General features: G+C 34.7%; 16 protein-coding genes and 1 pseudogene. 3 read left to right on the top strand and 14 right to left on the bottom strand.

Annotation, left to right across the window (positions count from 1 at the left end; all coding sequences use genetic code 11):
- Nucleotides 1–94 precede the first annotated feature (94 nt).
- From Q4500_RS13905 to Q4500_RS13925, 5 genes are all read right to left on the bottom strand, one after another.
- A complete protein-coding gene (locus Q4500_RS13905; protein WP_303600244.1) occupies nucleotides 95–733 on the bottom strand; it encodes a hypothetical protein in 639 nt (212 codons plus the stop codon).
- A 10-nt stretch (nucleotides 734–743) separates the two neighbouring features.
- Nucleotides 744–1805, bottom strand: a complete 1062-nt coding sequence (locus Q4500_RS13910; RefSeq protein ID WP_303600245.1) for a YHYH protein — start codon at nucleotides 1803–1805, stop codon at nucleotides 744–746.
- 36 nt (nucleotides 1806–1841) lie between these two features.
- On the bottom strand, nucleotides 1842–2594 hold the full coding sequence (locus tag Q4500_RS13915; protein WP_303600246.1) for a hypothetical protein: 753 nt from the start codon (nucleotides 2592–2594) through the stop codon (nucleotides 1842–1844).
- Nucleotides 2595–2685: 91 nt separating this feature from the next.
- Nucleotides 2686–4149: a CotH kinase family protein gene (locus Q4500_RS13920; protein ID WP_303600247.1), complete on the bottom strand. Its 1464-nt coding sequence runs from the start codon at nucleotides 4147–4149 to the stop codon at nucleotides 2686–2688.
- 27 nt (nucleotides 4150–4176) lie between these two features.
- Nucleotides 4177–4458 carry an EF-hand domain-containing protein gene (locus tag Q4500_RS13925; RefSeq protein ID WP_303600248.1) on the bottom strand — a complete coding sequence of 94 codons (282 nt, stop codon included), beginning with the start codon at nucleotides 4456–4458 and terminating at the stop codon, nucleotides 4177–4179.
- Nucleotides 4459–4648: 190 nt separating this feature from the next.
- Between Q4500_RS13925 and Q4500_RS13930 the strand changes: the two genes are divergently transcribed.
- The 3 genes from Q4500_RS13930 (at nucleotide 4649) to Q4500_RS13940 (ending at nucleotide 7159) form a co-directional block, all read left to right on the top strand.
- Nucleotides 4649–5746: a sensor histidine kinase gene (locus Q4500_RS13930; RefSeq protein WP_303600249.1), complete on the top strand. Its 1098-nt coding sequence runs from the start codon at nucleotides 4649–4651 to the stop codon at nucleotides 5744–5746.
- Nucleotides 5739–6413, top strand: coding sequence for a LytTR family DNA-binding domain-containing protein (locus Q4500_RS13935; protein WP_303600250.1), 675 nt, complete (start codon nucleotides 5739–5741; stop codon nucleotides 6411–6413). Before Q4500_RS13930 ends, Q4500_RS13935 begins: the two co-directional genes overlap by 8 nt.
- A gap of 188 nt (nucleotides 6414–6601) precedes the next feature.
- Entirely contained in the window at nucleotides 6602–7159 is a 558-nt protein-coding gene (locus Q4500_RS13940; RefSeq protein WP_303600251.1) for a DUF4494 domain-containing protein, read from the top strand.
- An 82-nt stretch (nucleotides 7160–7241) separates the two neighbouring features.
- Here Q4500_RS13940 and Q4500_RS13945 read toward each other — a convergent pair whose 3' ends face one another.
- From Q4500_RS13945 to Q4500_RS13985, 9 genes and pseudogenes are all read right to left on the bottom strand, one after another.
- A complete protein-coding gene (locus tag Q4500_RS13945) occupies nucleotides 7242–7745 on the bottom strand; it encodes a GreA/GreB family elongation factor (protein WP_303600252.1) in 504 nt (167 codons plus the stop codon).
- 134 nt (nucleotides 7746–7879) lie between these two features.
- Complete coding sequence (locus Q4500_RS13950; RefSeq protein ID WP_303600253.1) at nucleotides 7880–10879, bottom strand: hypothetical protein; 3000 nt, start codon at nucleotides 10877–10879, stop codon at nucleotides 7880–7882.
- 169 nt (nucleotides 10880–11048) lie between these two features.
- Nucleotides 11049–11885, bottom strand: coding sequence for an MORN repeat-containing protein (locus tag Q4500_RS13955; RefSeq protein WP_303600254.1), 837 nt, complete (start codon nucleotides 11883–11885; stop codon nucleotides 11049–11051).
- Nucleotides 11886–11907: 22 nt separating this feature from the next.
- The gene (locus Q4500_RS13960; RefSeq protein WP_303600255.1) at nucleotides 11908–12741 is read right to left on the bottom strand and encodes a DUF2490 domain-containing protein; all 834 of its coding nucleotides are present in this window, start codon (nucleotides 12739–12741) and stop codon (nucleotides 11908–11910) included.
- Nucleotides 12742–12744: 3 nt separating this feature from the next.
- Nucleotides 12745–14703 (bottom strand): hypothetical protein, encoded by a 1959-nt coding sequence (locus Q4500_RS13965; RefSeq protein WP_303600256.1) that lies wholly within the window; start codon nucleotides 14701–14703, stop codon nucleotides 12745–12747.
- A 121-nt stretch (nucleotides 14704–14824) separates the two neighbouring features.
- Entirely contained in the window at nucleotides 14825–16375 is a 1551-nt protein-coding gene (locus Q4500_RS13970) for an SDR family NAD(P)-dependent oxidoreductase (protein WP_303600276.1), read from the bottom strand.
- A 37-nt stretch (nucleotides 16376–16412) separates the two neighbouring features.
- A complete protein-coding gene (locus tag Q4500_RS13975) occupies nucleotides 16413–17714 on the bottom strand; it encodes a DEAD/DEAH box helicase (RefSeq protein WP_303600257.1) in 1302 nt (433 codons plus the stop codon).
- Nucleotides 17715–17745: 31 nt separating this feature from the next.
- Nucleotides 17746–18192, bottom strand: coding sequence for a KTSC domain-containing protein (locus Q4500_RS13980; protein ID WP_073244317.1), 447 nt, complete (start codon nucleotides 18190–18192; stop codon nucleotides 17746–17748).
- Between the two features lie 96 nt (nucleotides 18193–18288).
- Nucleotides 18289–19674 (bottom strand): annotated as a pseudogene (locus Q4500_RS13985) (AAA family ATPase); the annotation flags it as partial.
- Nucleotides 19675–19739 lie beyond the last annotated feature (65 nt).

The following is a 19739-nucleotide window of genomic DNA, read 5'->3' on the forward strand; positions in this document are numbered from 1 at the left end:
CAGCGATTCAACACTACAATACTACTAACTAAGTGCATACCAGATTTTAGAAATCAGTGAATTACACGTTCTATTAAGTGAATCTGGTTTTAGATTAAGATGAAACATTTTCACTCACAGATTTTTCTTTCAACAGAAAAATATTTTTTATCAATAGACCTAAACATGTGATACCTATTAAACCCAAGATGATTAACGAAGGAGATACTCCTGCATTTTGTTGACTCGGTTCAACGAACTTATTTCCATTAACTTTTAAATTTATAGTATGGTCATTGTCATTATTTAAAATGAATTGATCTTTACTGAAGCCATCTTTAAAAATGAACAAAGCACTTTGACTTCTACCAATATCTTTAAAAGTTTCATTTTTTACGCTTAAGGATTGTAAATCTGAAGGAATACCAAATACTTCAAACACTACTTTTGTCTCATGACCTAGTTTAACCATTGCTTGACCTAATGTAATTTTTGAACCATCATTGAAACTAATATCCAAATTGTTTTTAATGTGCTCCAATACCATTTGTTGAAACTCCTCGGGGGTTTTATACGGAGTTTCTGCAAAATGTGTTCGTACTTCTTGCTGAAAAGCGGTTAAAGAAGAACTGATCTGTAGCACCCAGGTGTTGTTTTCCTTCTCAACTAGCATAGTTGTAGAGGCATCTGGGTTGTGGGCATAACCTAGCAATGAAAATAGCCCGGTTATATAAATTAGGATATACTTTTTCATAATAATATTTTTAGTTTACGTAAGCACCTTTTAATCCATCAATAAAGTTGTTGTTACCTGCAGCATCTACATGGTAATGGTAACCTCTAGTATCATCAGAATGTCCTCGTAGTTCATCCAAATCAGTAGCATCGACACCGCTGCTATCAACCAATTCATAAATTCCAAATCCATCCAAAGCATAACCAATTAAGGCAGCATGCCCGTCATCTTGCGCTACTTTAGTACTAAAGCCCGTTGCTGCGTGGTAATGATAACCTTGGTGAACGTTAATATGTCCGCCAGCATCATCAAAGGGAGCTAAAGTATAGGCACCAAGAATATTATCAACTGGCGCCGGAGCAGAAAATTCGATACCATTTAAAGCAACACCACGTGTTGATGGAGCTGTTGTTGTTCCTGGATCTCCAGGGCCACCACCTGTGGTAGTAAATAGTACAGGAGTATCTTGTGAAACCGGAGTAATAGGAATAGTCCATGTTTGCGTTAAATCAGTGATATAGGAAGGTAGACATTCAACACAGAAGTTCTCATATTCTTCTCCTACATCAGGGTTGGCGGCATTTTCACAATCTTCTTGGGTATCGGTAATATAAATATCTCCGTTGGCATCGTACATTAACCAATTTGGATCATTATAGAATGTTGCCATATTTTCAACGAAAGCACCATCTACATCGTATACTTCTCCATCTTCTAGCCAAATACCCCCTGTTGAAGCGTCATCTTCAATATTACCAGGGCACCATGGTCCCATTTCATGATCTCCAGGTAGACTGGTCGTAACTATTTGATAACAATCTGTTTCAGTACCGTCAGATAAAGTACAGGGCACAGTTGTAATAGTTACAGAGCCATCGGTAATATAAAAATAAGAAGCATCAACACTTACTGTTTTTATATTTTCATCAGTGGTGTCATCGTCAGTGCCATCGGTAACTGTATCGTCTTCATCTTCAATTACCGAATCATCTGTAGACGAAGAGTCATCGTCACTACAACTTACAAAGGTTATAGCGGTAAAGGCAAAAAGAAAGTAAGCCAAAATCAAGTATTTATTTTTATGGATCATAATTTTATGTATTAAATTGTTATTATTTTAAAGTGATTAGGGTCTGTTCAACTCTTGATTCAACTTTGTGGCAATTGTTTCTGTTTTCTGTCTTAAATTCTTTGCAATAGTCAATTGTCCTTTAGTTTGCAATAGTCTATCTATGATACTGTTTTGATACTCTCTATTTACTAGTAATTCGGTATAGTTAGATTGATTGCCATATACTTTCATTCTATTGTAGTTATAGCTATTTTGAGGCAGAATTTCAATTAATGAAATATGCTTTTCTATAATGGGTTTTAACCTATTCGATATAATACTTTCAATTTTATCTTGTTGATTATCAAAACTATCCAATTCATTAGGGTAAGCAGCAATCAATTGTTTAAGAGAATCACTATCAATAAATTCAAATTTGTTAGTAACATTTATCGAGTTAATAGCTTCATCGCGCACTATAGTTCTCTCATAGTTTAAATTCACTATTAAGGCTTTAGCCTCTTGTGATAATTCATTGGTAGGAATACCCAAATAATTAATAGTATTCTGAAGCTTTTGTATACTATTTGTATATTTTACAATGGCACTATCTAGAACAATTAAATTAGTATCCAGTTCTTGACTTAAACTTTTATATATTTTTAGTTCAACGATTCTATTCTTCTTGATTTCATTAATGCTGTTTATTTTCCATGCAATTAAAAGCCCAACAACAATTAACAACACTTCACCAAGGGCATAAATAAAATAACTTTTGAATTTTTCTAAGTCTATTAATTTTCGTCTAACTTTTCTGAATAATACCATTGAAAGTTATTATATAATCTGTCGTAAGACTGTTTGAAAATAAAGCTCCATGATTTCTCATGAAGCTTTGAGCTAACTTCAACAACAATTATTATCTATTTAAGTAACTATTTACGGCCGCAGTTCTACTTGTGGCATGTGCATTTAGTTCATTTACTGCATTTTGAAAATCTGTACTAGAATTTAAAAATGTATACCCATCAATTTCAGAAGTTGCATAAGGCTCTACTAGTGCAGAATAAGTAGCATACAATGCTTGTACCGTTGCTTCGTTAAACGGACCTTCAATAACTTCTTGAACGTAGGCATCATACTTTGCTTGGTAAACATCATCAGTATACAAGTATGATATTAATGGCCATTGCGATGCTGTAATATTTGAGAAATCTAACTCTGCAGAACCTTGTTGTTTCCCAGCTTGTAAAGCTTCATTATTGTCCCATGGTATCCACGTTAACTTACTGTTATCTGGATTATTATATAGATAGTAGTTGTGAGACATTCTACCATAAGTATCCCAATTTTGTATAACGGTATTGGTAGCCAAGTATTTCAAGAACACATCCGTATCAAGCGTAGCATCTAAATTTGTTCTCCATGCTGCAGCATCTGTTGTTCTTGACGCATCATGTAGAATATTTAAAAGACTTTCTACATCAGTAAAATCAGCATCATCTTCATTTGTTTTTTTAACATACTCATCTTCATCATAAGTACCTGCGGCAAAAGTAGCGGCATCACCATCTGGCTTATACAAATTTCCGTCATCATCAGAAAACTGCTCATCTATTACGGTATCATCAACTTCTTCAACAAGGGTGTACAATCCGAAATAAATAGGACCATCTCCATGATCAACATAAACCGTGTAAAATGCAGTGTTTGAAACGGCTAACCCTGCACTGCGAAACACATCTGCAGCCACTTTTTCGCGAAGCATTGATTTATCGTCAAAGTTATTTTTAAGACTTAACTTCTTAAATCCATAAAAGCGTTGATTGTTTATTTGAGGATAATCATCTTCATACTCGTCAAAATCTAGTTTAAAGGAAAGTTTTAAGTTCCCAGCTTGCCAAGTAGATTGTAAGCTAGAGTTTCCTTTAAATCGAACACCAACTCTATACCATTCTATACCTTCATAGAATACTTCTGCAGGAACAAATATAGGATCCTCATCAGTTGATGTAGTGCCCACTGGTCCGCCTCCTTGGTTAGATCCGCCAAAAGAACCATAAAGAGATGTCATGTTATCTAACATACTATCCCAACGCTCTTCGGTTATAACAATATCAAGGCGTTTTACAGCATTATCTTCAAATACCTCTTCAAAATCTGGGTCGGCGTCTTTACTGTGTGTTGCCGTGGTCCAATCTGTAGCCTCAAAATCGGTATCGTCAACAGTTGTACTAACTTCTTCCTCTTCTACAATTTCTTCATCATCCTCGTCAGTAGTTGTTATCGTGTCATCATCGCTACAAGCAATAAAAACAGAAATAAATAAGAAAAACAACATCTTTTCAATTGGAAAAACAGACTTGATATCTTTATAACTCATGTGTAAAATTTTAAGGATTAATGTAAATTAGTCTCTAGATCTTCTTTTTGGTTTAGGAGCGTTATCTAATTCTTCCTTAGAAAGAAAACCATCTTCATTCGCATCAATCTTATCAAAATCATCTTTTAAAGGTCCTTTTACTTCTTCTTTAGAAAGTTGACCGTCTTCATCTTTATCCATTTGCTTTAAAAGCTCAGTAGTCGTTGGTGGTTCTTTTCTATCTCCTTTAGACTGTGCATTTGCGGTAACGGTTCCAAAAGCAACCAACATGGCAAATAATAATCCTGTTTTTAATGTAATACGTTTCATATGTTTTAATTTTAATAATTAATATTCGAGAACAAAGATGTAAGAATCTTTAATGTAATATGAGCGCATTAAGTGTTTACCGTTTACTTTTAAGTGAATGCTATGTTATAAACAGCGAACTCTTTAGAATCACCTATTTATACCCTTGTTTACGGGGTTTGTTTGAATTTTTATTCCTTTTATTTGCAACATGAACAGACATAAGAATTTTATATTTCACGTAGCGCTTTGGTTACTGATTTGGTCAACTGCTTGGATTTTTAGTGGCAGTGATATTCAATTTGCAGCGGAAAATGGAATGGCGCTCGTGTTTCAGATTTTAGTAATTGCCATATTAATCTATTATACGGTTCCACAATTATTACTTAAGAAAAAGTATATAGCATTTACTGTAGTCTCTATAATTACGGTTTTTGTAGTCACCCTAATATTAACTAATGTTGTTCCAGATCAGATACTAGGACCAGAAAATACCATAGGTCAGGCACCTGGACCTAGATTAGGACCGAGACCCGAAGGGCTTGGACCAGGGTCAGGACCTAGATTTGAGAATGGACCACCATTAGAAAGTAACCGAAGACCTCCATCACGTTTTTTTATTAATTTATTATTGATTGCAATTGCCTACGTGATTGCTACGCTTGTGGAGATATTTCTATTAGCTCAGCGCAAAGAAGAGGAAATCGTAATCAATAAAAATGAAGCTTTACAGACAGAATTAAAGCTGTTGAAGTCACAGATCAATCCGCATTTTTTATTTAATGCCTTAAACAACATATATGCATTATCTGCAATAGATTCTGGAAGAACACAAAAGAGTATTAGTTATTTGTCTGATATGCTTAGGTATGTTTTGTATGAGTGTGAGCAAGAAATTGTCCCGCTTTATAAAGAGATAGATTATATTGAAAATTATATAAAATTGTTTTGTCTTAAGAGTAGTAAAACATATCCTATAACTACTACATATTCTATAGAAAATCAGAATATTCAAGTTGTGCCCATGTTATTGATTCCTTTTTTGGAAAATGCCTTAAAGCATAGTAATATTGAAAAAGTAACAGGCACCTTTATTAATCTGAAAATTAATGCTACCGAAAATAGTCTTGATTTTGAATTAGAGAATAGTAAACCTGAATTTAAGATAGTAAAGGATGATGTTGGCGGTATTGGGATAGATAATGTAAAGAAACGTTTGACAATTCTATATCCAAACCGTCATGAATTGGTCATAAATGAAACCACAGAGGCTTTTAAAGTGAATTTAAAACTGCAGTTGAATGAATAGTATAAATTGTATAGTCGTAGATGACGAAGAATTGGCACGAGCCTTACTAATAACTTATATAGAAAAGTTAGATTTTTTGAATTTGGTAGGTGAGGCCGAAAATCCGTTAGAGGCTTTACAATTAATGAAAGAACATGATGTAGATGTTTTGTTCTTGGATATTCAAATGCCCGAGATAAAGGGTACGGATTTTGCTAAAATGGTAGATTCTAACACTAAGATAATTTTCACCACAGCGTACTCTCAATACGCTTTAGAAGGATATGAATTAAATGCAGTAGATTATCTATTAAAACCTATTACGTTTGAACGCTTTGTTACTGCCGTAAATAAGGTGAAAACCAATAAAACAGTAGAAAAGTCTGAATCATTTACTATTAAATCTGGTTATGATTTGCACAAAGTGAAATTTGAAGATATTCAGTATATCGTAAGCGATAGCGAGTATGTTACATTTCATATGGCTGATAAGAAAATTATAAGCAATCAACGTTTAAAAGCCTTAGAACAAGAGTTACCAAGTTCTATGTTCATGAGAGTGCATAGATCATATATCATTAATAAGAACAGTGTAACAGGCTTAAAGGGTAGAGATTTACTGCTTTCAGATGTTATTATACCCGTAAGTGACTCATACTATGATGTAGTAAAAGATGAACTGTTTTAATTACTAATCCTTTTCATTTTTATACTATCCAATTATTCAAAATTTTTAAAATTCTTGAAGAACACCTAAGTGTCTAATTTTAAGTAGACTATACTCATCACCTTTAAATTGTGAATATCTATTATGTTTTTTAGCTTTTCAAACTATGACTAAGAAGTATATTTAGCACCCCAAAATAAAAGGAAATTATGAGCGCAACTTGGTACGAGTGTAAAATAAAATATAGAAAGCTAGACGAAGCTTCAGGAATGTTAAAGGTAAAAACAGAACCTTTTTTGGTTGATGCCATTTCTTATACCGAAGCCGAAAGTAGAATTACTGAAGAGATGTCAGTTTACTTAAGCGATACAGAAGAAATTAAAATCACCAATATTAAGGTCGCTAATTTTGCCGAGATTCATCCGTTCGAGAATTCAGATAGATGGTTTAAATCTAAAGTGTCTTTAATTGCTTTTGATGAAGAAAGTGGTAAAGAACGTAAAACGAACATGTATTTATTGATACAGGCGAATGACGTAAAAGAAGCTTATGATAATACGATTAGTGTAATGAAAGATACCATGGGTGAATACTCGGTACCTTCAATAGCAGAATCGCCTATTATGGATGTGTTTCCCTATTTCTCTGGTGAAGAAGATGATATGGAACGAGTAGAGAAATTCAATGTTTTAAAAGATTCAGTTCCGGTTGATAATTCAATGGATGAAGAATTAGAAATGAGTGACGCAATGTCAAGTGAAGAATAAGCGCAGTTAGATATTTAGTTTATAAGAAACGAGGACCAATTAGGTCCTCGTTTTTATTCATAGCAGATTATAATTTACTTTATCACGTGTACGATATCTCCATAATTTCGAACACGCGTTCTACTTTACCTAGTTGTAATGTTGCAGTATCGCCAATATGTTTAGAGATTAATATTCGAGCAATAGGAGATAGAAATGAAATTCTACCCTTCGCTATATTTGCTTCATCAACACCAACTATTTGAAATTGTTGTGATGTTTCAGCATTATTGATTATAACTGTAACTGTCGCACCAAAACGCACTTCATTCTGAGGTTGTTCGTTTAGTGTTACAATTTTAGTACTTGAAATTCGTTCATTCAACAATTGTAATTTAGCATTAATCAAATTACTCGCAATACGTCTTTCTTTCTCATTGTCGTGTTGTAAAGAATCTTTTTCTACTGATAAGGCATTTCTTTCTTCCAACAAATTGTTATACCCTATTTTGGTGACATAATTAACTGCTCCGTTGGGTAAATCTGCCCTTGGCGGCACCATTGGTATTTCTTCCTGATCTTCTTCTTTAACAAACCCTCTGCTCATTATATACTTATTTCAAATAAAATTAAAACATATGTACAGATAGCATTAATGACATTAATTAAATAATTGTCTCAAAGAATATTTTCAAAAAAATCTATAAACTTACGAAGGGCTAATTATTAATAAATAGGAAACTAGAATGCTACCTGTTCTTTAATAGCAGTAAATTGCCGTTGAAGATCTTTTAGACGCTCTACTTCTTCATTACCAGGTACTTTATCTGCACCTCCAACTATATAAGATAAATATGCAATTTGAGGCACTAGCATTTGCTGTGGATAAGCTCCTTCATCATTCTTGATTTCTTTTAATGTTTTTTCTAAAGAAGCTTTTTTGTCTCCTGTTGTTTTCTTGATTTCTTTCTCTAATTGCGATTGAAATTTTCTAGCCTCGGTCAGTAGCGCTAACACTTTGTTTTCAAAAACTAAATGTTCTTTTATAATTGTTTCATCGATACCTTCTTCAGCTAATCTTGGATCAACCAGAATTTCAAAAGGTTGCTCAAATGTTTCTTTACCTACTATAAGTTTTGCCGTGTAAGTTCCTGGCAATACTATTGGTCCATTTTTGTAGCTTCTAGATTCCTTGTCGCTCCACGCTCCTTTTTGGCGCATATCCCATTGAAATCTATTAATACCTTTTTTGGTTTCAAGCTTTGTATCAAAGTAACTAAAAGTCATACTAAGCCCCATGTTTTCAACTTCTTCCTTATTTGATTTAATCTTTGTAGAATCACTTAAAATAGAAGCGACAGACTGTTTGTTAGCGTTTAAAATTTCTAATTGCACCTCACTTTTAAGTTCCTTTGGCAAGTAATAATCAATTAATACTCCGGTTGAAGGATAGTCAGGAAAACCTTTTGCTCTTCTTGGTGTACGATATCTAATCGTATTATCTGGTTTGAACAAAACAGGAGTATCCGAAAGTGTCGCAATATCTGTATTTCTTAAGGAGGTAATATTATCTAATACCCAAAAACCACGTCCCATAGTACTTAAAACCAAATCTCCTCTTTTAATAATGATATCGGTAATTGGTGTTACCGGTAAATTTTGCTGAAAAGATTTCCAATCTTGGCCATCGTTTAAAGAAACGAACATGCCGTATTCAGTACCTGCATATAAGATTCCCGCCGTTTCAGGGTCTTCACGTAATACTTTAGCGGTATAGTCAGACGGAATTCCGTTTGTAGCAGTACTCAATAATTCCCATGTTTTACCATAATCTGCCGTTTTATAGAAATATGGGGTAGTATCACCTAATAAATGTCTATCTACAGATATATATGCTGTCGCAGGATTAAATTGAGAAGGTTCAATAGACTCCACTCTACCACCTTTAGGCATTTTCTTAGGCGTTACGGTCGTCCAAGTTTGTCCGCCATCTTGAGTCAAAGAAACCACACCATCATTTGATCCTGTCCAGATCAAATCTTTTTTGATTTTTGATTCTCTTATGGAATATATAGTACTGTAATATTCTTCACCTGTAATATCTCTGGTAATCGGACTGCCGGAAATCACTTGCTTATCAGCTTCAAAAGCTGTTAAATCAGGAGAAATGGTTTCCCAAATAACTCCGTCATTTCTTGTTTTATGCACAAATTGAGACCCCATATAAACAACATCTGGATCATGTGGTGAAACATGAACAGGAGCTACACGCTGAAAACGATATTTTAAATCTTTAGGATTATGACCGTAAATATTAGAAGCACCAATAGAATATTCCCTACCTACTCCGGTAATTTTGTTATAAACGCTAAAGCGACCTTTACAGTTGTTATAAACGATATTATGATTGCCCGGTTTTGGTATTGACGGACCAGTTTCACAACCACCCACCTCAATCATAACTTGAGTACCCTGAGCAGAAGTTCCACTAGGTGCTGAACTTGGTATCGCTATGGTGGTATTATCTTGCTGAGCACCATAGATCCAATAAGGATATTGATCATCGACAGAAACTTGGTATATTTCTGCTGTTGGTTGATTGAATTGCGATGACCATGTTTTACCACCATTATGAGAAACATTAGCACCACCATCGTTACATTGAATTAATAAATCTGGATTATTAGGGTTTAACCATATATCATGATTATCACCGTGTGGAACCGACATCGTTGTCCAATTTTTTCCGCCATCGGTAGATTTTAATAATGGGTTGGCATTTGAATACACTATATCAGGATTGGTAGGGTCTAATTCTATATTAATATAATAGAAAGGTCTATTGACCAACCCTTTATGATTAGATGTCTGTACAAAAGTCTTACCTTGATCTACAGATTTGTATACACCGCCTTGATCACCAGGTGCTTCAATTACAGCATAAAGAATACTTGAATCAATAGCAGAAACGGCTAAATCTATTTTACCTATTAATCCTTGCGGTAAACCTGTTTCTAGTTTAATCCAGTCTTTACCACCATTTACAGACTTATAAATACCGCCTTCTTTGTTTTCTCCTCCAGATATGATAGTCCAAGGTGTACGTTGTGCTTTCCAAGCAGCAGCATAAACAACATTAGGGTTTCCGGGTAATAGCTCTAAATCTGCAAATCCGGTTGTGTTAGATATGTGTAGCATCTTTTCCCAAGTAACACCACCATCAATCGTTTTATAGATACCACGTTCTTCATTTGCTTTGAACGCATCGCCAATTGCTGCAACCCAAACTATATTACTATTGGTAGGGTCAATTTCTACAGCTCCAATTTGTCCTGCTTTTGCTAATCCGATATGATCCCAGGTTTTTCCGGCGTCTATAGATTTATAAACTCCTTTACCACTAATAATATTACTACGAAGTCCGTCAGAACCAGTTCCAACATAAACGATATTAGGGTCATTGACGGCAACTTCAATACCACCAATAGAGGCCGTATCAAAAAAACCGTCAGAAACATTGTTCCAAGATGTACCATAATCATCGGTTTTCCATACTCCAGCACCAGAAGCGCCTAGGTAAAAAGTACCCGGTAAAACAGGTGTACCGGTAACAGTGGTAACACGACCACCTCGTGACGGACCAATAGTACGATACTCCAATGCTGAAAAATCTTGAGAAAAAAGGGATGAAGAAATGCATACAAACGATGCAACGGTTAGGTAACGAAAGAACGATTTCATTTAGGTTTGAATAATAGTTTGGTTAAGACCTAAAGTTACTTAAACCATTATGCAAAACATACGTTCAAGATGATTTTTGCGATTTTCTTAATATGACCATTACATATTGAGGTTTGATCTAATCTCGTTGCAGAAATTTATATAATATACTGTTATGATAGTGTATTATCTACTTGTCAGTATCTTTAAGCTTATCATTTTCCCAAATGCCACTTATGACAGAGCCTTCTTTCTTGTGAAAAATACCTTTGCCATTTCGCTTGTCGTTTTTCCACTGTCCTTTATATTTTTCACCGTTAGGCCAAAAATAAGTGCCTTCACCATTTCGCAAGTCATCTTTGTAACTACCAATGTAATATTCACCATCAGGCCAGTAAAATGTTCCATTGCCCTCGCGTAGATTGTCTTTCCATTCACCTTCGTACCTACTACCCGTTTCAAGTACGGCAATACCAACACCATTGGCTTTATTATTTTTTACCTGCCCAACATAATGCAAATCAGTACCTTTTTTACTAGTAAAACTAAGGTATTCACCAAACGATTTGTTATTAAGCTGCTTTCGCATATTACTTAACTGAACGCGGGCTTTTTCTAATGCAAAACTTAAAGAATCGATACTTCTAATTTCACTTTGCGCAACTGGGTCAATAGCAATTGAATCGATGGAAGTTTTTTCGGTTTCCTTATCAGTAGCATTTACAATATTGTTTTGCATTAACTTTTGAGCAAGAGCAATACGTAATGGAATAACAGCGTTCAACTCTTCGTGATTTTGAAGTGTAGTATTGTAAGATTCAATAGCTTTATTATAATCACCTTTCATTAAAACAGAGTCGATTGCAACTAACTCCTTATTGCCGGTTACAAGAACATCTAACTCCTTTTTTGCCTTGCTACTCTCTCCTATTTCATTTTGAAGCGTACTTGACTTGATACCAAAATAAATTGCCAATGCGGATATGATGGCTAACAGACCGTACAATGTTACATCTCTTTTTTTCATAGTGTGTTTTTGCTCTATGGTATTAATCTGTTAAGTGAATTTCTGGAAGCTTGTTTTTTACCTTTCTGAAATCTGGAGAGAAATATACGTGAAAACGCATCGCCCAACTTTGCTTGTAATATCCGCCGTTCTTTAGATCTTGACCTTGTGAATACATTGCACCGGCAGCAACGGTCAATCTTGGTGTAAGAATATAACCTAACGTTGTTGTTAATCGTAAATCTTCCATAGGACTATCGACAACGGCTTTTCCACTTTGCATAATTAATTCAGCCTCAGGTGCAACATATAATGTCTTAGGTTTTAGCTTGTGATCGTTCAACGGAATTTTCATTCTAAACATATACCTCCATCGGTTTCTAAATATGTATTCACTATTCTCCACAAAACTTTGTGTCCAACGATGTTCAATACGAATACGGTGATAAATCATCATACTAGCCAATGACTGCGCAAACTGATACTGATGCCAAATACGCCATTCAGGCACTAAATTTCGGTCCGTAGAGGTTTCGTCTGTATTGAAGTTTAAACGTAATACTCCGCCTAAACGAACATTAAAATATTTCGAGTGTATATATCCAATGGCATGTCTATTATAAACTTGAGCTACTTGCCCGAAAAATGGTGTAGCTTCCGTTTCAAATAACCTAAGGTGTGTTTGTGCGTCCCAAAATAAGCGTTTGCTTATTCTAATATTCCCGTAAGTATTGATCCAGGTTTTGGTACCTAAATCTTTATACTTCGAATATTCTGGCAATTCTACTGCTTCCTTTTCTTGCGCTAATCCTTGAAAAAATAAGGCGAAAAGCATTAAAAAAGAAAGCTTTACGATATGTCTACGAAACGTTTTCATAGGTTATTGCTTTGTAGTGTTTTGTACATTCAACATCTCTAATACGGTAACAGGGTCTCTTTCTTTTTTGAGCTTTCGTTCCAGCTTTTTGGTGTCTTGATTTTTAAGTTCTAGAACCTTTTTGTACGTAGCCGTAATAGTGTTGTTTAAATCTTCAATAGTCTCACATGATATATGTTGTTCTATTTCAGTTAAGAAGTAAGGTTCTAAAATTTTGGAGTAAGCTGAAGTGATTTTCTTTTTAATATCCTCATCCATCAATGTTGCCATAAACGGATTCCATATACGATCGGTATAACTTTCTTTTATAGCCGTATGGTATACTGGCATTTGCGAAATTGTTCTTGATAAATCGTTTAAATTGTCAAGACATCCAACCGTATTTCTAGCAGCAGCTAATCTGTTTTGAGCAGATTTTACTTTTGAGTAATCGTTCAACGTAGTACTAGCAAAAAGTTTAATCTGATGTAAAGAATTGGCATATTTTAGTGAAATACTATCGTTTATCGCTTCAATAAAAGTTACTAATAAATCGTTCTGTGATATGATTTCTTCTTCTAAACTCGCTAACTCATTCTGCCGTTTTTCCTGAGCCAGCGATTCCTTTACTTCATTCGCAATAGCTAATATTCCGTCATAACCCATTTTAGCAACGGCTTCAATATTCTCGATATTTGAATTTTCGAAATTGATTAAAGCGGTAGATGGAATCGAATACAATTTAGATGCTTCAACACTATCTATTTTGATTTTAATATCCATTTCAGATCTTGGCATTCCGGTAGGAAACACATGGTTTACTAGTTGCTCTGGCGATGTATATTCTAAAATTTTTAAAGAATCATAACTTACAATTTCTTGAATAGGTTTTAAGAAATTTTCCTTCAATTGAAGTACCGTATTATATTGATATGCTGTATTATTATCGGATAATTTTAGGATATTCAATTGTGAATTATGCAAGATAGATTCGCTTAACTCATGTGCTTTTTTATAATAAGATACAATACTATCAACTTTAGTAACCTCTAATGAATCAAGAGGGTAATAAGGAACCTTAACTTTCAACTCTGGTAGAAACTTTGATTTACCCAATTCAGATAATATCTCATCTACTTCTTGATAACGTGCTGCATTTTGTTTTAAAAGTTCTGGTAGACTATTATGATGAAGAATATCAACATCTACTTGCGAAAGTTGAATTTCTAAAGCTTTAATATAACCCGCATTTAGATTGATGATTTTAGTTTGACCGTTATACCCTTCATAAGCCTTTATAGTTTTATGATCACTTTCATCATCTACTCTAATAGACTGTAATAGACCATCTTTAAAATACCAACTTTCAGATTGGTCCATACCATTAGAAGGAAACAACGACCACTCGTCATGCGCCAAACCATCACGCAGAAATCTACCTACAAGTGTATAGTTTTCATTATTGATACTAAAGTTTTGCTGTGGTACACCGTTATCGAAAGAGATAACACTTTTAAATAAGGTCTTAGATATCTCAGAATTTTCTATTTCTTCTTCTAAAATAGTCCATTTACCATTGGGCTTGCCCATTTTAATTTTACCAATAGCAGATTTCTGAATTCCACTAACTAGAACACGGTATTGATAATCTATTACTTCAGACTGACTTTTAGAATTGAATTCTCCGAATTGAAATTTCCATGGTCCGTTAGCAGTACCGTTTACGAAAGAACCCTTAAATTGAAACGAATAATCTTGCTTCTCTAAGAGCTCTTGAAGATTGGAACGTAATACTGTAAAATCGCCATCAAGAACAGTGTCGTTCTCAACAAGTTTGTAAGAGTAAGTTGCTTTACCGTCATACTTACCTATTTGTAAAGGTCCGTTATACGTTTGAGTTTCTTGAGCATTCATTGGAATAGAAATTCCGACGATAATAAATGCAAGAAATTGTAGTAATACTTTGGTAGTTAGCCTAATCATTCCGCAAAAAAACGAAAATAGATTCAGACTAGTAAATTAGAAACGTATAAATTTTAACTTTTTATTAAACGTTTCTAAACAATTGAGAATGAAGCAATAAAAGCTTTTAAACGTTGTGATATTACCAATCAATTGGGAAGTAATCCTTTAAAAATTTACCACACCAATGTTTGCCCGTATTGATACCGTCAAAAAGTGGATCCATTACTCTAGCAGCACCATCAACAATATCTAAAGGCGGTTGAAAATCGTGTACTTCTTGCTTCTTCTTAGCCAATTCTGCAGGGTCTTCGTCAGTTACCCAACCCGTATCGACTGCATTCATGAAGATTCCGTCTTTTGCCAATTCACCAGCAGCAGTATGCGTTAACATGTTCAATGCAGCCTTCGCCATATTGGTATGTGGGTGACGAGATTCCTTGAAGAAACGGTGGAATTTACCCTCCATCGCAGTTACATTAATAATATGTTTCTGACCAGTGTTCTCTTTCTTCATCAACTCTGCCAATCGATTACATAACACAAATGGTGCTACGGAATTCACCAACTGAACCTCAATCATTTCAGTGGTTTCTATCTCGCCTAATTTTAAACGCCAGCTGTTCGTTTTTCGTAAATCTACCTGTTGTAAATCGGCATCTAATTCACCCGTAGGGAATACTTCTTGCGCAACTAAGGCATTATCAAAACTATACGGAATTTGAGATAGTTTCGCAGAAGCTCGTAAACCGATACCAGGTTCTGGTCCGTGCCAAGTAACCGGCATGTTTTGATTTGGAGAAGCTTTAGAGCTGAATGATTTTAATTCATCTAAACAACTTTCATGGTCGCTTAAAACCATTTGGGCAAACTTTGGCAATGAAGAAAACTCACGTTCTTCATTTTCCATTAAGTGATGGTAGAAACCTGCGGGTCTACGTACCGTTTGTGCCGCGTTGTTTATTAATATATCGAGCTTGTCATATTGCTGCTCAATAAAATTGCAGAATATTTCAACACTAGGGATGTGGCGTAAATCTAAACCGTGAATTTTAAGTCTATGCCCCCACTCCATAAAATCTTCCTCTTTAGAAAAACGAAGCGCAGAATCTACAGGGAAACGTGTGGTAGCTATAACGGTAGCTCCACCACGAAGTAACATTAACGTAATATGATAACCAATTTTTAAGCGAGATCCGGTAATAACCGCAACCTGACCTTTTACATTGGCATTCTGGAATCTTTTCGCATAATTGAAATCACCACAATCTGTACACATGGTGTCGTAAAAATGATGCAGCTTAGTAAACTCAGCCTTACAAACGTAACAATTACGAGGTGTTGTTAGTTCTGGTAAATCTTTACTTGCCAATTCAGCAGCGGGTAGTAATTTTGGAGCAACAAATACATGAGCTTCACGTGCGCTTCTTATACCTGTTTCTTTACGAGCATGCTTATCGCGAACAGCTTGCTTTCTTTTTTCGTTACGTTTGGCATCCTTTACCCTTTTAGCGAACTCTTGCTTGTTTGGGCGAGATAATTGACCAGCAACTTTAATTAAGGCAATTCTTCTATCTTCAGGAATTTCAAATATTTGATTGGTATCTGTTACCAAACGATTTAAAATTTCAATACAACTTTCAATCTCAGTTAAATCGATTTCAGTTTCGTTCTCGTGTTGTTTATCCTTCATCATACTACCTTAAAAAGGGCAAAAATACTAACTATGATTAAAGTACGGTAATACGCACTTTTTTCTTTTTTAATCTGGAGTTGTTTAACTCGTTTACAAGTTTATCTGATTTGCTTTTAGGCACTGCTACAAAAGCGCAATCTTGTTTTAGTTCAATGTCTCCTAATTCTTCTCTGTTCAAACCACCTTGTTTAAAGAAAAGTCCCGCAATATCACCTTTAGATATTTTATCTTTTCTACCACCAGAAATAAATAACGTTTCCCAAAAAGGGTCCCCTAACCTATTGGTTTTACCGATGCTAATTGGTTTTGAATTTGAAATAAACCCTGGTAACGATTCTTGATCCCATTTTATAACATAGGCAGTTCCTGTTGCATTTACACGAGCAGTTCTACCATTACGATGCGTGAACTCTTCAATACGTTGTGGTAATTCGTAATGAATGATAAAATTTAATTCAGGAATATCAATACCTCTACCAGCTAAATCAGTTGCAACTAAAATACGACTGCTACCATTTCTAAATTTAATTAAAGCACGTTCGCGGTCTTTCTGTTCCATACCACCAGAAAAGCACTCATGTAGAATATTTTTCTGACTTAGAAACAAACTAACAGTTTCAATACTATCCTTTAAATTACAAAAGATAATACCTGGTTCTTCTCCAATATATTTTAAAAGTTGAACTAATGTTTTCAACTTATCTTTTTCTTCAGAGATAACTGTGCTAATGGTAAGTTTTGAAGGTGTATCTTTCTTAAGATAATTGATTCTTCTAGGGTTTTCCATTCCAACAAACTTGGGAATTTTAACAGCTTCCGTTGCAGAAGTAAGAATACGCTTTTTAAGATTTGGTAAATCCGCAAGAATTTCAGTCATCTCCTCTTCAAATCCGACTTCTAAAGACTTATCGAATTCGTCAAGAATTAAAGTTTTAATATGCTCTTTGGTAAAACGATCTGCCATAAAATGGTCAAGAATTCTACCAGGTGTTCCAACTAAAATTGCAGGAGTATGTTTTAGCTCTATCTTATCTCTGGACATTGCCCTACCACCATAAATGGCATTCACTTTGAAACCAGTACCCATATTACGAATAACCTGTTCTATCTGAATAGCCAATTCGCGAGAAGGAACTAAAATCAATACCTGAACTTCAGGATCGTTATGGTCCATAAAATCTAAAACCGGTAAAAGAAAAGCCAAAGTTTTTCCTGTACCGGTCGGAGAAAGTAAAATGGTATTATTCGATGATGAGATAGCATCTAACGCACTCTCTTGCATCGGATTTAACGCATCAATATTCAATTTTGATAAAATCTCTTTTTGATTTTTCATGCGTTTTTGATAACCATTAATTTATATACGATTATGCCTCTTGAAGGTCACGTTTCGATTTTCTGTACAAATAATTTGGGAAAATTGTTCTTTTCGCGAATCTGTTCAGCTTGTTAGAATTGATCATTTTCTGAAAAATAGGCTTCGTTACACCGAAGTACTCATACGTAGCACCATCAACGAAAGTAACTTCTAAAACTAAACCATTATGCTGAAAATCAGCAACACCAGAGTTTATAGACTCGTTGTATACTTCTTTATTAGCTTCTTTGGTTTCAGGAGCGATACTTACCAAAAAGTGGTATCCGTCAATAATACGACGACTTTGAACTTCAGCTTCTTCTCTTTTTTCATCACCTTCTTGAAACTTGTCTGGGTGCCATTCTTTAACTAAGCCTCTATACGTGGACTTAAGTGCTTTAAGTTCAATCTCTTTTTCAACCCCGAAGAGTTTCTTGTATTCATTAATGCGCTTCATAATACAGCTTTTTTGCGGGTGCAAAACTACATCTTTATTTTGACGTGAAAGCTTGAAATTCAGTAATAAAAGAAAAAAATAACCTCTCGTTGATAGCTACTCGTTATTCAGACCTTTTTCAAGAACCGATTTGATACCCGCTAAATTTTCAGAAAATTCCATCATTTGGGAAAGTACTTGTGCCATTTCATTAGCATTACCAAATCCTTTTAGCTTATTGTTCTTTACAAATTGTTCTTTAATAGCACTCCAACGTATATCTTCTTCTGTTGAAAGGTTTCCTATTAACTCATTGTACTTTAGTAAATTAGCTTCAGCAGATCCTGTCAAGGTTTGTGCTTCGTTTTCATAATGAGAACGTAACATGGTGTTTAGTTCTTTTTCGTTCATGATAGGTACAATTTGAGCCACTAATTTATTCATATCTCTATAAGAGCCTTGAAGTTTAAAAGAAGGCTCTGTACGATATTCGTCTTGCATTGCAGCACTTTTAATGTATGTTGCATTTACTTTCAACAAAACGTCTCTAACCCGTAGTACTTTTTCAAGTACCTTTTTATATTCTTCAACTTCTTGACTAGAATGGTTACCAATAAGTTGACCTTCGTCAGATTTAGATTCTATTTGTTCTACCAATGTATACACATCGTCAAATTCCTTACTTGCCAATTGCTGCAAAATAGGATTTGCGGTAAGTGAATTTTCAATTAAACTTAGTCTGAACAAGTGTTCTGTTTCGCCAATAATATCACCAAGGTTGTAAATATCGGCACGGTTGGCTAACATATCTGGAATTTGAAATTTTTCTCCGCTTTCCGTATATGGATTACCTGCCATTATTACGCAGAATTTTTTACCACGTAAATCGTATGTTTTAGGCTGACCTTCGTATACACCTTCTATTTTACGAGTACCATCTGATAAGGAAATGAACTTTTGTAAAAATTCTGGATTACAATGCTGAATATCATCAATATATAGCATCACGTTATTTCCCATTTCAAAAGCAAGATTCAATTTTTTAAGTTCTTCACGAGCAGCACTGTTCTTTGCAGAAGCAGGGTCTACATTGGTAACCTCATGACCAATTGCCGGTCCATTTATTTTAACGAAAATTAAACCAAGTCGGTTTGCTATGTATTCCATCAAGGTGGTTTTACCATAACCTGGTGGCGATATCAAAAGCAACATACCCATTCTATCGGTACGTTTGTTTGCACCTACCGTACCTAGTTGTTTCGCTAAATTGTTACCGAAAATTGGAAGATATACTTCATCAATTAATTTATTACGTACGAAAGACGTAAGCACTCTTGGCTTAAATTCTTCTAACTTTAAATCAATTTTTAGCTTTTCGGTTATTTCGTGTTTTGTCTTTTTAAACTTTAAAAATGCGGGGACTTCATCTGAAACAAATAAATTCATTCTAGAAATAAAATCATGATAATTGAACGAATAAACTCCTTCAACAATAGTTTCATGAAATGATACTTATGTTTTACGTGCCGAGCACAAAAATGTAGATGATGTAGAATTACAACCTAAAG

This window comes from Maribacter sp. 1_MG-2023 (assembly GCF_030547005.1).
Classification (GTDB): domain Bacteria; phylum Bacteroidota; class Bacteroidia; order Flavobacteriales; family Flavobacteriaceae; genus Maribacter.

Excerpts from the sequence above, each read along its gene's own strand:
- Q4500_RS13905 (WP_303600244.1), bottom strand. The coding sequence starts at position 733 with ATGAAAAAGTATATCCTAATTTATATAACCGGGCTATTTTCATTGCTA.
- Q4500_RS13910 (WP_303600245.1), bottom strand. The coding sequence starts at position 1,805 with ATGATCCATAAAAATAAATACTTGATTTTGGCTTACTTTCTTTTTGCC.
- Q4500_RS13915 (WP_303600246.1), bottom strand. The coding sequence starts at position 2,594 with ATGGTATTATTCAGAAAAGTTAGACGAAAATTAATAGACTTAGAAAAA.
- Q4500_RS13920 (WP_303600247.1), bottom strand. The coding sequence starts at position 4,149 with ATGAGTTATAAAGATATCAAGTCTGTTTTTCCAATTGAAAAGATGTTG.
- Q4500_RS13925 (WP_303600248.1), bottom strand. The coding sequence starts at position 4,458 with ATGAAACGTATTACATTAAAAACAGGATTATTATTTGCCATGTTGGTT.
- Q4500_RS13930 (WP_303600249.1), top strand. The coding sequence starts at position 4,649 with ATGAACAGACATAAGAATTTTATATTTCACGTAGCGCTTTGGTTACTG.
- Q4500_RS13935 (WP_303600250.1), top strand. The coding sequence starts at position 5,739 with ATGAATAGTATAAATTGTATAGTCGTAGATGACGAAGAATTGGCACGA.
- Q4500_RS13940 (WP_303600251.1), top strand. The coding sequence starts at position 6,602 with ATGAGCGCAACTTGGTACGAGTGTAAAATAAAATATAGAAAGCTAGAC.
- Q4500_RS13945 (WP_303600252.1), bottom strand. The coding sequence starts at position 7,745 with ATGAGCAGAGGGTTTGTTAAAGAAGAAGATCAGGAAGAAATACCAATG.
- Q4500_RS13950 (WP_303600253.1), bottom strand. The coding sequence starts at position 10,879 with ATGAAATCGTTCTTTCGTTACCTAACCGTTGCATCGTTTGTATGCATT.
- Q4500_RS13955 (WP_303600254.1), bottom strand. The coding sequence starts at position 11,885 with ATGAAAAAAAGAGATGTAACATTGTACGGTCTGTTAGCCATCATATCC.
- Q4500_RS13960 (WP_303600255.1), bottom strand. The coding sequence starts at position 12,741 with ATGAAAACGTTTCGTAGACATATCGTAAAGCTTTCTTTTTTAATGCTT.
- Q4500_RS13965 (WP_303600256.1), bottom strand. The coding sequence starts at position 14,703 with ATGATTAGGCTAACTACCAAAGTATTACTACAATTTCTTGCATTTATT.
- Q4500_RS13970 (WP_303600276.1), bottom strand. The coding sequence starts at position 16,375 with ATGAAGGATAAACAACACGAGAACGAAACTGAAATCGATTTAACTGAG.
- Q4500_RS13975 (WP_303600257.1), bottom strand. The coding sequence starts at position 17,714 with ATGAAAAATCAAAAAGAGATTTTATCAAAATTGAATATTGATGCGTTA.
- Q4500_RS13980 (WP_073244317.1), bottom strand. The coding sequence starts at position 18,192 with ATGAAGCGCATTAATGAATACAAGAAACTCTTCGGGGTTGAAAAAGAG.